At 43.9% G+C, this 12889-nt stretch carries 15 protein-coding genes; 11 read left to right on the forward strand and 4 right to left on the reverse strand.

Annotation, left to right across the window (positions count from 1 at the left end):
• The first annotated feature begins 30 nt into the window (after nt 1–30).
• The 4 genes from B9N78_RS01415 to B9N78_RS01430 are packed head-to-tail and all read left to right on the forward strand — an operon-like array spanning nt 31 to nt 3005.
• The gene (locus B9N78_RS01415) at nt 31–996 is read left to right on the forward strand and encodes an SU10 major capsid protein (protein WP_085097255.1); all 966 of its coding nucleotides are present in this window, start codon (nt 31–33) and stop codon (nt 994–996) included.
• 52 nt (nt 997–1048) lie between these two features.
• Complete coding sequence (locus tag B9N78_RS01420) at nt 1049–1363, forward strand: hypothetical protein (RefSeq protein WP_085097258.1); 315 nt, start codon at nt 1049–1051, stop codon at nt 1361–1363.
• A 5-nt stretch (nt 1364–1368) separates the two neighbouring features.
• Nucleotides 1369–1989, forward strand: a complete 621-nt coding sequence (locus tag B9N78_RS01425) for a phage adaptor protein (RefSeq protein WP_085097261.1) — start codon at nt 1369–1371, stop codon at nt 1987–1989.
• Nucleotides 1989–3005: a hypothetical protein gene (locus tag B9N78_RS01430; RefSeq protein ID WP_085097264.1), complete on the forward strand. Its 1017-nt coding sequence runs from the start codon at nt 1989–1991 to the stop codon at nt 3003–3005. The genes B9N78_RS01425 and B9N78_RS01430 overlap by 1 nt, the downstream gene beginning before the upstream one ends.
• Here the strand turns inward: B9N78_RS01430 and B9N78_RS01435 are convergent.
• A complete protein-coding gene (locus B9N78_RS01435; protein WP_085097267.1) occupies nt 3002–3373 on the reverse strand; it encodes a hypothetical protein in 372 nt (123 codons plus the stop codon). The two genes, B9N78_RS01430 and B9N78_RS01435, sit on opposite strands and share 4 nt — an antisense overlap.
• 69 nt (nt 3374–3442) lie before the next feature.
• Here B9N78_RS01435 and B9N78_RS01440 point away from each other — a divergent pair, with 69 nt between their 5' ends.
• Nucleotides 3443–4942, forward strand: coding sequence for a hypothetical protein (locus B9N78_RS01440; RefSeq protein ID WP_085097270.1), 1500 nt, complete (start codon nt 3443–3445; stop codon nt 4940–4942).
• A 2-nt stretch (nt 4943–4944) separates the two neighbouring features.
• Nucleotides 4945–6156, forward strand: coding sequence for a hypothetical protein (locus B9N78_RS01445; RefSeq protein WP_085097273.1), 1212 nt, complete (start codon nt 4945–4947; stop codon nt 6154–6156).
• Here the strand turns inward: B9N78_RS01445 and B9N78_RS01450 are convergent.
• The 3 genes from B9N78_RS01450 to B9N78_RS01455 all read right to left on the reverse strand — a co-directional run bounded on the left by B9N78_RS01450 (nt 6153) and on the right by B9N78_RS01455 (nt 7640).
• A complete protein-coding gene (locus tag B9N78_RS01450; protein ID WP_085097276.1) occupies nt 6153–6434 on the reverse strand; it encodes a hypothetical protein in 282 nt (93 codons plus the stop codon). The genes B9N78_RS01445 and B9N78_RS01450 overlap by 4 nt on opposite strands.
• A gap of 117 nt (nt 6435–6551) precedes the next feature.
• The gene (locus B9N78_RS18090) at nt 6552–6728 is read right to left on the reverse strand and encodes a hypothetical protein (protein ID WP_170921356.1); all 177 of its coding nucleotides are present in this window, start codon (nt 6726–6728) and stop codon (nt 6552–6554) included.
• A 27-nt stretch (nt 6729–6755) separates the two neighbouring features.
• A complete protein-coding gene (locus B9N78_RS01455) occupies nt 6756–7640 on the reverse strand; it encodes a phage antirepressor N-terminal domain-containing protein (RefSeq protein ID WP_085097279.1) in 885 nt (294 codons plus the stop codon).
• A gap of 348 nt (nt 7641–7988) precedes the next feature.
• Here B9N78_RS01455 and B9N78_RS01460 point away from each other — a divergent pair, with 348 nt between their 5' ends.
• From B9N78_RS01460 to B9N78_RS01480, 5 genes are all read left to right on the forward strand, one after another.
• Nucleotides 7989–8531, forward strand: coding sequence for a hypothetical protein (locus B9N78_RS01460; RefSeq protein ID WP_085097282.1), 543 nt, complete (start codon nt 7989–7991; stop codon nt 8529–8531).
• Between the two features lie 17 nt (nt 8532–8548).
• The gene (locus B9N78_RS01465; protein WP_085097285.1) at nt 8549–9109 is read left to right on the forward strand and encodes a hypothetical protein; all 561 of its coding nucleotides are present in this window, start codon (nt 8549–8551) and stop codon (nt 9107–9109) included.
• A gap of 68 nt (nt 9110–9177) precedes the next feature.
• Nucleotides 9178–10062 (forward strand): hypothetical protein, encoded by an 885-nt coding sequence (locus tag B9N78_RS01470; RefSeq protein WP_085097288.1) that lies wholly within the window; start codon nt 9178–9180, stop codon nt 10060–10062.
• Between the two features lie 2 nt (nt 10063–10064).
• Nucleotides 10065–11054, forward strand: coding sequence for a hypothetical protein (locus tag B9N78_RS01475; protein WP_085097291.1), 990 nt, complete (start codon nt 10065–10067; stop codon nt 11052–11054).
• Entirely contained in the window at nt 11054–12874 is a 1821-nt protein-coding gene (locus B9N78_RS01480) for a hypothetical protein (protein ID WP_085097294.1), read from the forward strand. Before B9N78_RS01475 ends, B9N78_RS01480 begins: the two co-directional genes overlap by 1 nt.
• Nucleotides 12875–12889 lie beyond the last annotated feature (15 nt).

Raw genomic sequence — 12889 nt, forward strand, 5'->3', positions numbered from 1 at the left:
TGAGACGTACTTACAGGACGTAAAAAACAGATGGCTGAAATTAAAACTCTTACCTATTCCACAAATTACGACAAATCTATTGTTGATGAAGTCGATGAATTAATTACCAATCTTACACCGACACAGACAGCGTTTATTTCTTCAATCGGTAAAGGAACTTGTGAAACCACAACCCCTGACTGGCTTGAAGATACCCTTGATGATGCAGGGGAAAACGCACACATTGAGGGGTCCGATTCCGAAGCCGAAGCTTGTACCCCTCCTGAACGACTCAGTAACGTAACTCAGATTCTTAAAAAGACTCTGTTTGTCTCCGGCACTCTCAAGGCTTCCAAGCTTCATGGACGTAAAAAGGAACTTGAGTACCAGACTGGCAAGAAGACAAAAGAGCTTGCAAAGGATACCGAATTTGCTGCTTTAAATAACGCAACAAAGGTTGCAGGGGATACCGTTACACCACGTAAAATGCTTGGGGCGTTCGGGTGGGTTGATCCTGCAACTGGTAACTACTTCAATTTTGCGGGAAATACCGCAGAAACAAATCACATTACCGAAGAAATTATGACTGATGTGTTGCAGTCAATGTGGGAACAGGGCGCAGAGCCGACAACTGTTCTTGCTCCTCCGGCTCAGAAAAGGAAGATCAGTAACTTTACTGATGGCGGTCGCCTGACCTTCAATTCCAATGCTTCTGAAAAGAAACTCACAATGGCTGTACGTTTGATTGAAACTGACTTCGGAGTCGTTGCGGTTATCCCTACCCGCACAATTAAGCCTACTGATGCAGCCGGAATCCTTTATGACCGTGTTTTGATCTACGACAAAGCACTGTTTAAACTCCAGACGTTGAAAGGCCGTGGGCTTAAGCGTGAAGCTCTTGCTAAAACTGGTGACGGTGAGAAATTCCATATCATCACTGAAAAGACCCTTAAATGTCACAGCAAAAAGGCTGTTGGCGTAATTGAAAACCTGACCCGCACCAAAGTAGCGGCATAACCTTCCTTCATTTACTGGCGGGGGCTTCGGCTCCTGCCTTTGAGGTACATATATGTTTAAAGATCGTATTTCGATTGACGAGAAGACACGCACCGTTTCCCGGATCACAACTTATGATGCCGTTCCGTTAATGACCGAAGCCCACTTTGAAAAGATCAACGGCAACAACGGATTTTCAAAGGGACGGACTCAAAGGGTAATCGGTGAGATTCCTCTCGCTGAATATCTGGAAATGCAGAGAGTCGCAAACGAAAGGGACGAGCCGCTAACAGGTACACAGCTTAAAGAATTTCTCAGGCAGAACCCCGGCTACATGACTGTGAACGGCCTTGATACAGGCGCATCCGGTAAAATTATTATCAAGTAGGTCATATGTCCAAAGTTGCAGAGGTAATTGATAATATCAGGCAAGAGCTATCAGACGAACAGTCAACCCGTTGGTCTGATGCTCAGTTAATCAGGTTCATCCAGCAAGCCGTTACCAGATCGCAGCATGTAGGCAGACGCAACAACCTCCAGTTCCTTAAGGATAAGGAGGACTTTGTTTTTCTGGCTGGTGAAAGTTCTAAGCCTCTCCCTAATGATTTTATGGTTGATATAGGCGTGTGGAATCTCGGCTTGCCGGGTACATCATTGGCAAAAGTAGATGAAGAAACGTGGGAAAATTCAACCTCACCCAATGAGGCCAGCCAATACATGATTGAAGGCGCAAACCTTGTAATTCAGGGAGTGCCTACCGCAGATACAACCTTAAGGCTTCGTTTCTTCAAAGGGTGCAGTCTGGCATCACTTTTATTAGATGCTGCTGATATGCCGTGGTCTGGTCAACTTGATTCGATAATTGAAGGGTATGCAGCACTCAGAGCAAGAAACGTTGACCGGGACAGCACACAAGCTGACTTTGAACTGTTGCAGGACTTAGAAAACAATATTCTCAACACTCTTGGTTCTCAATCAGTGAATGTTGTTAGGTCAAGAGGGTGGTTGATTTAATGGGATATTTCGACGATGCCGCAACAGGTGCAAAAGCTGGTTATAATGAAATAGAAGGAGGCGCACCATTTACCGCTGGCGGTGTGTCGGGAAGTTTGGCGGGGATACTGGGCCGTTACGCAATGTCTCCGATTGAAAGCTTACAAACTCTCGGCAGTTCTATGCAGGGAGTATATGACGGCAAGGGTTATAATCCTGACGAAGTAACAGCGGCATTGATGGATGTTGGAATGTTGTCTAGTCCGGCAAGCTCCGCTTTGATGCCAGCGGGAAGCCTTGGAATGTTTGGCGGCAAATTAGGGAAAGTGGCTAAAAATGCAGAGTTTGGACCACTTGATTACTGGTTGCCACTGGACCATCCAGATAGAACCGCTAATTTTGAGAAGTGGGGCAGGGGGGCAGTTGTTCCCGGTGCTGGAACTGGAGATTTGCAGTCCTTTTTTATGAGTGGAACGAATAAGCCACTGTTTGATGCTTTTGATGTTCGGTTTTCAGGTTCTAATACTGGTAATGCTGATGCCTTGGATTTTGCTGCATGGCTCAGTGACCATGGCATGATGTCAAGTTCGTATGCCAATGGAATGCCTCGTGTACAGTTTGAGAAGATGATTAGAGACGGGACGGTTCCTGAGAGGATGTTTCCAAGAGTCATTCCGGGACATGTCAGGGCTGAAAATCCTTTTGTTTATGACGCTGGATTTAAGGAATATGAAAAAGGACTCTTTGACCAAATAGCAGCGGAGGCAAGAAAACCGGAATATGATGCGCTATTTGTGAAAAATGTTAGGGACGGAATGTACGGAAATACCGATGTGGGAAATGTGATTGCAATCAAAAACCCTAATCAATTTAAGTCGATTTGGAATAGCGGAGAGTACGGGGAAACTGGTAATTTTATGAGAGGCGAAATTCCAGCATTGCCGTCCATGTTTCAAGAAGAAAACCCTTATACCACTCCGCTTAAGCCGGAGGATTTGCAATATGATGAACAGTACAACCCTTTCGGGATGATTTAGGCGGCAAACTTAGCTTTTATCGCTTTTTCAAACTCTTCGGGCGTGTGATATGGTGGAACGTTTTCTGTTCCAAGGTGCTTTTGTAGAGCATTATATTCATCAATCTTTTTTGCAGTATCTTTTTTCGAGCCGTAAGGTCTCCAACCCAGAACAGAGTAAAATGCATGCTCATCAAGTTCATTAATTCCTAAGTAAACGACAGCGTACCACTCGTTACAATGGGCTTCGGTCCGTTCATATGCGCTGCATGCTTCATCTTTAGAATTGTACCATTCGTGTAGAAAATAATACGGCTCACCCTTTTTGAATCTTCTAAAAAAGATTCTCTTCTGGTTCTTCCAAGGTGTCTTAATTGGTATTGACTGCATATTCTCTCCGTTAGCTTTGAACTAATAATATCATAGTGAAATCTGATTTCAAGTAAAATGAGGTGGCAAATGGCGGTTTCTTTAACTCTCACCCCGACATTAGGGGTTGATAAATCTGCATCGGCTGCAAATATAGCTGATGCGGCCCTCAGTCGTGGATATAACGTATATTATGACCCCGGAACATCCAAGCTCACAACCAGACCCGGCTTTAAATGCGCTACGGCTACACCCCTGACAGGTGGAATTGATGCGTTACATCATTTTGGTGGAATGATAGGCACAACACCGTTCAGTTTTTTAATGTGCGTGTCTTATGGGAAGTTATGGAAATTAAACGGCATTGCTTGGGAGGAAGTGGCAACCTTAAACAGTGCGGATATTATTCCGCAAATGGTCACATTTAATTCAAAGCTGATAATTGCTGATGGCGCAGACGACGGCTTAAAAAGTTATGACGGTACGGCTGTCACGACTATCCTTGAATCTCCTGCAAATCCTACCGCAGTTAAAGAAGTGAGCAACAGACTTGTCGCTAATTCAACCACAACCCCTGATTATATTTTTCTTTCAGCAGCAGAGCAGTTTGATAAATGGTCTGCCGCTGATGGTGGCTATAAAATCCCTGCCGGATACGGTGACGGACTAAGTGTTAACGGGTTTGCATCACTTCATAATAAGCTGGTTGTCTCCAAGCTTTCCAGCAATGAGAAGCGGCTTTATGGCGTAAACATGGAAGGTGATGCGTCTGCATGGTCAACAATTGCTCTTTCCAGTGAAAATGCAGCCCTTGGGCCTCATGCTATTAAAAGCCTTGGGAGTTCTGTTTGTTATATCGACACAGACGGATTTGCAAAACTTAATCCTACTGACACCTACGGTGACGTTGCTGTTGATAGCGAAGTAGGCTTTATGATGGGTTCAGACTTTCGCAGGTTCAGCAAGAATGCAAGCAACGTGTCTCTGACTTGGGTTGCTTCGCTTGGAGCCTTGGCGATTATCTTCACTGGTAATGGATTAAAAGAGTTTCACCTGTTTAATCCCCGACATGGCTTTACGCAATGGGAATCCTCAGACTTCAAGGCTCTGAATTGTGTATGTGAGCTTGACGGTAAAATCTATCTTGGTGGTGTATCCGGCTATTTGTACGAAATGCACACAGCCGGAACAGATGAAGTTGAACCGGATAACGTGTTGCCATTATGGGGCGTTGCCCGGTTTAAACTTTACGAATCGGCTACCGGGAAGGATTTGTTTTTAGAGTCCGGTTCAAAAGTGAATGTCGATTACGTTACAAGCGGTCAATATAACTTTGAAGTGTACGCAGGGAACGCAGAAAATAAAGTGCTGCTGCAAACCTTCAACACAGTTTCAGGGTCAGGACAGCAAGAGCTATACGATGCCGATACTGATATTGTTGATGCTACTTACGGTCTTGATTCTTCAACCACCGGGCAGGACGTTTGCCGCTCAAAATTCAGAGGGAAAGGGTTGATGTTTCAGATTAGAACACACAGCGGTTGCCGGGTAGCGATTAACTCAATCAATGCAATGGTTCGGGAGGTATAAATATGAGTATGGGGCATGGTGTCGGATCAGAGGGGCAAGGACTTGGCGGGAGAAGTTCAGGGAGTAAAAGCACTTCTGTAAATGGAAGAAAAGGAGGTAGCTATAATAATGTTGGAGGATCAAATGGAATAGGAGGTGAAGGACCGTCTTACAGAGAAGGACCAGATAGAACCGGACCTAACGGCAAACCCCAAACATGGACGGCTGTTGACGGTTGGCATGATGTATCAACTAGAGCCGGGACTCCAAGTTATAATGGTGGATTTATGGCTACCGCATGGGGGGCGAGGCATCCCGGACAGTATGCAAGGGAGTTGGGGCAGTTTCATCATGAACAAAGGATGGCACGGCAGAATAAACAAGCCGATGTAATTGCTGGAAAGCTTGGGGAATTGACTGATCGGGTAAACAAGGGGCTAACCGATCCTACCGATTATATGTCTCAGCATAAATCTATTGTGACAGGCGATCTTGAGTCGCTCCGTGGACTTGGATATAATACAGATGATATGGAAAAATCTTTTTCCCCGTCTGGTTTCATGGATACAATTTCCTCATGGATGGGTGGAAAGCCTGACAAAGTAAAAACATATGCAGGAGTAATCCAGGATCAAATTGATCAAGGTTTAATGGAGTATGATAAGGATAAGGGATTAGTATACACAAATAAGGGGGGATGGGTAAACGTTGCGAAAGGTTTTAGTATTATGCCAGGGATGGGATATGCTCCATCAGTTATTGATGCTGGTTTTGATTTAGCTAATTTAGACTTTGGTAATTTAAAAACCAAAGTAGATGCACCATACACTAGAGCAGGAGCAACCGCACAACCATTTGCAGCGTTAGCAGCTCCCTCAATAGGGTTGAACCTTGCTAAGGCTATTTACAATGCTGCCCCTGCCGTTGGTGGAATGATGGATGTTTATTCAACTGCAGTTGATGCGGACTTTATAGGGGAGGCTCCCGGAGGTGGCGGTCAATATGCTAATCATGATCCGTACACGGGCAGAGTTGAAAGTGTAAATCAAGATGTACTAGACGGGATGCTTGATAGAGCTGAGAACCGGGCAACTCCAAATGAACTGTCAGAAAGTTATCCAACTAATACAAATTTTTCAACTCCTTCTAATTGGCCTACATTTGAAAATATCCAACAACAACCATATCAAAACCAGCCTTGGAGTTGGGAACAATGGAATAATTATTTTCGTTAAGGTTTTGGAGTTGATTCAATTATAGCCCAAAATAGAGCTTCACCCGTAAGGTTAGCGGCTGCTTTAATTCCGTTTTGATTTTTTTGACTAGCGGAGGTTCCTTCATACTTACAATTCATAACAGAGTTATCAACCTTATGAAGTTCTCCGGTTTTATCTGACTTGTAAACAGTATATTCTTTTGTAGTTTCAACAATAGTATAACCCGGTGCAGCCTGTTTGCCAGTCGCACAACCAACTAACAGCATGAACACTAATAATATTAACAACTTTTTCATAATGTTTCCCCTATGAAGTAAATAATAATCTCAAAAATGGAAGTTTGGCAAATAAAAAAAGGGTGCAGACATAAGTGGTTAACAATGTCTACACCCTAAATAGGAAGATGATTTAAATTATTCTTTTAAACCAGCCGCAAAATCGTCTATGCCTCTGGCAAGCAAAGCAACAATCCTGCAAAGAGGTTCAGGGGTAGGGGCTTCTGGAATAAATATACAAATATCCTCAATCGCACTTGCAAGGGTGTGAATATCATCCAAGGCCGATGTTTCATTATCAATTATGATATGCATGGTAACTCCAAAATATTTATAGTTTAATTAGCTCTTTGAAATCATGCGAACAAAGGATTCCATGTCTCGTAATCCAGCTTGAACATTCAACAAGGCATCCTCAACATCCCGTACACTGCGGTCAACGGAGTGAACAAGGTTGTTGAAAATAGCAAGCTCATTAGGCGCAGGATTAAGCGAAGTAGGAAACTTGAGTTTATGGACAATGCCCTGACGAAGCTTTTCGGCAGTTTGATTGATGGGGGTACTAAGTTTGTCCTGAGATTGTAAAAGAAAATCGATAAACAAACTTGTCGGGTCCGGTTCAATTGGCAAGGGCAGATTTTCAGCAATGTTTAATTGCATGGCTTTGACGTAGGTAACTAGTTCGTCAAACTTATTAGAATCAATTTCCTTGTAAGTTCCAACTTTGAACTTGTTCTTAACCCGGCCCCATATTTCCATATAAGTTTTTTGACTGTTCACCGTATCCGGCAGGGCGGCAACTTTGGATTTAACAAGAGTCTGTATCTCGTTCTTTTGAGCAGGAGTCAGAGCCAGACGAGGATTGATAGCAATACCGTTGTTCCAGTAATCCCATAGGGCGTTGTCGCATTCTTTTTGAAACAGGATGATCTTTTGACGAGTGGCAAGGTCTTTGATTCTATTAGGCTGAACCGTGGCAAAGAAAGCGGGGAGCATACGGAGGGGGAGACAAAGGGTGTCCCTATTTCTTCCATCTTTGGCAACCATGGTCATTTTGACCACGGTCCAACGATCTTGGTTGGTTAGGATTTTTCTGTACTGTGTTTTCCAATCCATGCCCATGCTTTCAACTATGGGCTTCATAGGTGTGTACGGTTCGTCATTGTGGGAGAGAATGAAAAGCGTGTGTCCGTGGAATTGGACGGGTGAGAGTTTTGCAGTAGACATGGTCTACCTCCTTAGAATTTTCGAATTGGTCTCTCTCAATATAAAAGAAACCGGGAGTTCGAACCTCTCTAAGGCGAGGCTGGCTATTTTAGGACAAAGCCTTGGACATTTCACCACTCCCGGCAACTATGAATGCAAGAATATCATGCCCTAAACAGGAAGCAAGTAAAAAAAGGGCATAAAAAAGCCGCAAGTGTCGGTGGCGGTGTCCGCCTTAGAATGGAGTTTCGACGCTCCGTATGTCTAAAACGCCATAGATTGGGGGGAATGTCAATCAAAAAGTCAAGGTTATAATAGTTGTTGAGATTTGTTATTTCATACGATAACCCTGCATAAAAAGGAGGGGTTATGAAAAGAATAAATATGCTGATATTATTGGTGGCGATGCTGTGTTTTTCGGGGTGTTGCAAGGGCTTCGTTGTTGATAATACTTTTTATATGAAAAGGCGTCCTAGTCTAACTGTGAAAGTTGATAGAAGTATTCCTTATTTTGGTGATCTTACATCGATCAGCGCTAATAGTATTGACATATATGATTTCAGGTCTGTCGATAAAATAGTAAGAATTGAAGTATTCTCAGAGAGTAGCAAGTTGCTCTATATTAGTTACGGGAAAGAAAAGCTAAGAAATGAAATAGGATCATATGATATTGATACTTTTAATATTGGAGGACTTGAGTATAATTGTGGTATTGATATGTATTCAGGCAACGGGACAGCTAGACAGCTCTGTGCAAGCACTATCGACTCTGACAAAGCCATTATTATAACTTATGCAGAGGTGTTACCTAAAGAAGAGCTAAATAAACCCATAGAGCAACGCCGAGCAGATTTTAAGAAAAGGGCTTCTAATAATGTTGTTTTGGGTGAATATATAGAGCCTTCCAAATAAAGTGAGGAGTTTTGTAAATGTCTAAGCTGAATAAATTTAGTGCGGTGGTTGTTATTGCTTTATTTTCATTCCTTGGTGGAATCGTGGGCGGTGGCCTTTCGCAGACTTATTTGAGTGATGGGCAGGCGCAGGAATTGAATGTAAATCAGGATGGTGTTTTTAGGCAACTTACAGCTGATGCGTTGGTTGTTCATCAAATTTTTACAAGTTCTGTGGATATTCTTGATAAAGATTTTAATTCGGTTGGAACGATCCAAGACAATGGACAAGGAGGTGCATCTATTTTCTTAGGGAGTCATGATAAGAAGCAAAAGCAATTTAAAACAATGCTTGCAATTGGATCAGGCTCTGAGGGATGTGTAATTTCTTTAAAAGACGTAGACGGGGATGGGCGGATTGTTATGGGTGTTAATAAACGGGAACCTAGCTTGAGCTTTGTGTATAATGGATTATCCCGTTTAACACTTGGGACAAATGAAGTGACAACTTCAGCCACTGGTGACGACCACACCTATAAAGGAAGTATTTTCGCTTTTGATAAAAACAACAAGGCAACTGATAGTCTTCCTAAATATTAACCTAACTCTCTAATTCAATCAATAACGCCAAATGCACAGGACGTGCAAAAACTCACAGGATGTGAACAATGGCAGATACTACCTATACTCCTTACGGGAGTAACAATACCACTGCGCAAAATGTTGTTAACGGTGCGCTGACTAAAGCTCAGACGGCCCTTAATGGACAGACCACTCCGGCCTATGCCGCCTATACTGGCGACCAAAAAACTGGCCCTACTCAGATGAACTATTATAACCAGACCGCCACCAATCCTTACCAGTCCCAAGGCGGATTGATGGACGCTGATTATAATGCGTTGCAAAAAGCTTACGAGCAACCCGCATACGATGCCTATAGCAAGGCTACAGCCAACACCCAAAATGTCTACGGCAATAACGGCATGTATGGCAGCGTGGGCAATAATCTTATGTCTGATGCAATGGGCTACAATCAGCAGCAACTTAATACCGGATTATCTAATGCTGTTGATCAACGCTACAAGATGCAGGAAACAGACATGGACCGGATGAGGGCCGAAAACGAGAACACCTACAAGTTCGGCATGATGGATGCTCAGCGTCAGGATGAATACAACGCTAATAAAATGGCATGGGATTACGGACAGCAGGAAGCTCAACGAGGATGGGATAACAGCCAGATTGATAATAAGTTTGCTTACGATAACGCAAAAAATCAATGGAACATGGCAGGGCAGCAAAGGTTGTTTGATAATGCCTTGAACCTTGCGGCTGGTTCCGGCTCAACTGCTTCTAGCCAGTTGCAAGCAGGTGCAGATGTATATGCTGCCAACAAAAAGGCAAGTGCGGATAACACTTCCGGTTGGCTTGGCGCAGCAGGAACAATTGCTGGTGGGCTGCTTGGTAATAAGGACGCCACAAATGCAATCGGTTCCGGCTTAAGCTCAGCTGGAAGTTGGTTCGGTGATGCAATCTCAAGCTGGTGGAGTTAATTATGGCAGGATTCTTTGACCAAGGCGTAGGCGTGGGAATGGATAGGGCCGCTCGTGGCTTTATGGATGCTTTTAACTCACAGAAAAACCGTTCTTTGAGAGAAAAAGAAATGGACGAGAACAGAGCATTCAGAGAGCAGCAAACAGCTTTCCAGCATGACCAGATTAACAGACAGAACGGTATACAGGATTTAACCCGACAAGCAAACGGGTTGGCATTTGGTGGGCAGCTTCAAGGTGATATGGGGGCGTTTGGGAGGACTCCGCAGGAAGTAGAAAGCAAATACGGCTTTAACCCTCTGAATTATGTTTCACCGGGGGCTTTGAATTATCAGACTCCGCAACAAACGTTTAATAAACAGGCCGCACTTGTTGAACTTAACGCACGGTATAAGGCTTTAGGTAAAGAACCAAAGTATGACGTAATTGAAGACGCTCAAGGGGTTCAAAAGTATATAACTAAAGGCTCACAAATTCCTAACGGTTGGAGAGTTTCAAAACCTGCTTCTGTTAATATTAATAATGGAGGGGCAATTGTTGGACCCGGTGGCGTAAATCTTTCAGCAACAGAGGTTAGAGACAATCGCAAAGCTTTAAATGCTGCAGAAGGTGTGAGCAAATCTTTAGACCGTTTAGAAAGTCTAGTTGATAAATACGGTTGGGAACCTTCAACAGGTTTTAATACTGACACCGTTGCAACATTAGATTCAGCACACCGTAGTGTTCAGATGGAAATGAAAGAACTTTTAAATCTTGGCGTACTTAACGGGCCGGATTTAGATTTAATGGATCAGATGCTAATTAGTCCTACAGATGTTCCCACCAATCCGCTTAAGTGGGCTGACCGTAAAAAAGCTATAAAATCATCTTATGCCGAAGTTCGTAAATTCCTAGAAAGGAAAAAGAAACAACATCTTGCTAATCTCGGTGTGACAGATTCACAAGCAACCCCTGCAACCAGTTCGAAAGCCGATCCTTTGGGGATTAGATAATGGATATTAATTCAATCCGGGAGAAATTCCCACAATATAAAGACGTAGGCGACCTTGAACTTGCACAGGGTTTTCACAAGAAATTCTATTCAGATATGCCCTTTGACGACTTTGCAAAAAAAATAGGTGTTAACTCCGATCCAATCGGGGCAAGAGAAAAAAGTACTGATTGGGGTAGAGTCGGGGCGCAGATGATCGGGGGAACCGTTGGCGGGGCTATTGGTTTAGCCTCTCCGCTCCCCGGTGGTACATATGTTGGTATGGGGCTTGGTGATGCCATTGCCGGGCAAGGATATGATCTTGCAAAAGAATACTTTTTCGGAGGCGAAGGCAAGTCTTTTCAAGATCGTATGACAGAATCGGCAGTTGATGCAACAACAGGCGCACTTGTCCCGAAAGCGTTTGATACGGCTATTGATGTTGCAAGACCTGTTATCAAGGGCATGATGGGGCCGATAAAGAACAAACTTGCAGGGGCAGGAGCTAAACAACTTGCACAGGATTATGCAGATTTAGGGGTCACACCGTCAGCAGGAGCGATTACAGGCAATAAAGGGATTCAGGCAACAGAACAGGCATTTTCTCAACTTCCAGCATCAGCAAGGACTATGCAAGAGGCGGCAACGCAGACAGTTGACGATACTGCCAAGGCCGCTAATCAGCTTGCTAATCAATACGGCTCTATTCTTACTCCTCAAGGCGCAGGGGAACAAATTAAAGGGGCCGCAGAAAACGCAGTTGGTCGGTTTAAAAGTCGCTCAAGGAATTTGTATGATGCTGTTGATGAGTATTTCCCAAAAGGGGAAGTCGTTCCGATTGAAAATACAACATCATATTTAAAAGAGGCTACAAACGCCTTTTCTGATGCTCCTGAACTTGGCGCAAGGTTCACGAAGGGGTTGAAAGATATAGGTAGCCGAGTTGCAAAGGATGCTCCAGACGGAGTGCTTGATTTTCAAACTCTTAAACGTCTGCGTACAGAAGTTGGTACAGCCCTTGGTGATAAGTTTAACGCTGTAGAAGATGTTAACAGAGCGCAGTTAAAGCAGCTTTACGGAGCTTTGACCAATGACCTTGAGGCAGCAGCCGTTGCAAAAGGTGGCAATGCTCATAAGGCTTATGCGTTGGCTAATAGATATTACAAGCAACAGATGGCGCATAATATTCCGACACTTGAAAAAGTTTTGCAGACTAAAACAGATGAGGCGGCTTTTAAGCTGGCAATATCTGGAGCGCAGGACGGCGGTTCACGGCTTGCGGTTTTGCGTAGAAACTTTCAGCCGGAAGAGTGGGACACGGTAGCGGGTACAGTGCTTGGAAGGCTTGGAAAATCATCCCCCGGTCAACAGGACATTGCAGGGCAAGCTTTTAGCGTTAACTCGTTTTTGACTAATTGGAATAAAATAGCTCCTGAATCAAAACAAGCCCTGTTCGGGGGCAGCCGGTACAGTTCTTTAGAGCCTGAACTTGATAAGCTATTACGGGTTGTCGGTTCTCAGAAAGATGTTGCAGCCATGGCGAATACCTCAAGGACAGGTCAGGCTATCGGTACAATGGCAACTTACATGATGCCATTAACGGGCTTTGCTTCTGGAGGCGTTGGCGGGGCAGTATCCGGAACAGCCGTTGCCCTATCTCCTTACGCTGGAGCAAAGCTTATAACCAACCCGAATTTTGTAAAATGGCTGACCGATGGCGCAAAGCTGGCGAAAGTATTGCCGGGTAGTTATCAGAGCCAGCTTGCAAAATTGCCCATTATTGCAAAGTTGAATCCTGAAATTGAAACAGAAATCAACGATTATTTAAATTCTCTCAAATAGTTCACAAGAAGTGAA

This window comes from Desulfovibrio gilichinskyi, from assembly GCF_900177375.1.
Lineage (GTDB): Bacteria > Desulfobacterota > Desulfovibrionia > Desulfovibrionales > Desulfovibrionaceae > Maridesulfovibrio > Maridesulfovibrio gilichinskyi.